The organism is Leisingera sp. F5, from assembly GCF_001593695.1.
Genome location: NZ_LUKH01000662.1, coordinates 1 through 1,900, shown reverse-complemented (window position 1 = coordinate 1,900; position 1,900 = coordinate 1). Strand labels below are relative to the sequence as shown.

Genomic DNA, 1,900 nt, shown 5'->3' with positions numbered 1-1,900 from the left:
ATACCCACCTGCGCCACAAAAGGCGGACGGTGGCGCGGCTCGCCGCGCTTGCCTTCGATCGACTCGATCATCCCGTTGGCGACTTCCCAGATGGTCAGGCCTGCTTCAGCCGAAACCTGTTCGCCATCGAGTGTGAAAGTGATTTTATCGCTCATGGCTTAAACCTCCTCGGGGAAGTGTTTGATGGTCAGGCGGATCGGGTTAGGTGCTGCCTGACCCAGACCGCAGATCGATGTGTCAACCATCGCCGCGCTCAGCTCTTCCAGCAGGCCCTGATCCCACTTCTTTTCGCTCATCAGCTTCACAGCCTTCTCGCAGCCCACCCGGCAGGGGGTGCATTGGCCGCAGCTTTCATCCTCGAAGAAGCGCAGCATGTTCAGCGCAGCGTCGCGGGCCGAGTCCTGATCGGACAGAACCACAACAGCGGCAGACCCGATGAAAGTGCCGTGCGGCTGCAGCGTGTCAAAGTCGAGCGGGATGTCGTGCATCGACGCAGGCAGCAGGCCCGAGGACGGGCCGCCCGGCTGGTACGCCTTGAAGGCATGGCCATCCAGCATCCCGCCACAGGCTTCGATAACATCGGTGATGGTGGAACCGGCCGGCAGCAGATGCACGCCCGGGTTCTTCACGCGGCCCGACACGGAGTAGCTGCGCAGGCCCTTGCGGCCGTTCTTCTCAACCGAGTTCAGGCACTCAGGGCCTTCGCGGTTGATTTTGCAGACCCAATAGAGGGTTTCGACGTTGTGAACGAGGGTCGGACGGCCGAAGATACCCACCTGCGCCACAAAAGGCGGACGGTGGCGCGGCTCGCCGCGCTTGCCTTCGATCGACTCGATCATCGCGCTTTCTTCACCGCAGATATAGGCCCCTGCCCCGCGGCGCAAATCGATGTAGCCTGCCTCGACGATACCTGCGTCTTCCAGCGCCTTGATCTCGATTGCGAGGATCTCCAGCACCGCCGGATATTCGTCGCGCATGTAGATAAAGGCTTTTTCAGCTTCGACGGCCCAAGCCGCCATCAGCATGCCTTCCAGGAAGATATGCGGCGTGCGCTCCAGGTAGTAGCGGTCCTTGAAGGTCCCGGGTTCGCCCTCATCGCCATTCACGGCCAGATAGCGCGGGCCTTCATTGGCGCGGACAAAACCCCATTTGGTGCCCGACGGAAAGCCAGCGCCGCCAAGACCGCGCAGGCCGGCTTCTTTGACTTTCGCCTGAACCGCTTCCCAGTCGCCATTGGCACGCAGGTCTTTCAGCGTCGCATAACCGCCTTCGGCCTCGTAGGCGGCGAAGGTTTCGTATTCAGGGATGTGCGCATGTGTGTCATCTGCCGCAATCGCCGCTTCCACCTTTTCAACCGTCGCATGGTCGATGTGGTTGTGACCGATTTCCAGCACCGGGGCGGTGTCGCAGCGGCCCATGCAGGGTGCGCGCAGCACGCGGACTTGCGACGCGTCCAGCCCATCTTCCAGCGCTTTTTGCAGCTGCTCAGCACCCGCCAGCTCGCACGACAGAGAGTCGCAAACCCGGATTGTCAGCGCGGGCGGCGGTGTCTCGCCTTCCTTCACCACATCAAAATGGGCATAGAAGGTGGCCACTTCATAGATTTCCGCCTGGCCAGTGCGCATCTCTTCGGCCAGCGCCCGTATATGCGCCGCGCTGAGGCAGCTGTATTTGTCCTGAATCAGGTGCAGGAATTCAATCAGAAGATCACGGTTGCGCGGGCGGTCACCCAGCAGTTCCTGAACCTCGCTCAGCGCAATGTCGTCAACCTGGCGGCCTTTGGGCGTCTTGCGCCCCTTGCCTTTGCCGGACTTCCATACGCCCTTGCTATCATCCAATGGTGCCATGGGGTCCTCCAGTCAGCACGTAATTCAACCCGAAATGCCATCAAGAATGAATA

General features: G+C 60.9%; 1 protein-coding gene. It reads right to left on the bottom strand.

Annotated features, from left to right (window positions below; all coding sequences use genetic code 11):
- Window positions 1-158: 158 nt before the first annotated feature.
- Window positions 159-1,847, bottom strand: a complete 1,689-nt coding sequence (locus A2I95_RS34505) for an NAD(P)H-dependent oxidoreductase subunit E (protein ID WP_291737051.1) — start codon at window positions 1,845-1,847, stop codon at window positions 159-161.
- Between the last annotated feature and the right edge of the window lie 53 nt (window positions 1,848-1,900).

Excerpts from the sequence above, each read along its gene's own strand:
- A2I95_RS34505 (WP_291737051.1), bottom strand. The coding sequence starts at position 1,847 with ATGGCACCATTGGATGATAGCAAGGGCGTATGGAAGTCCGGCAAAGGC.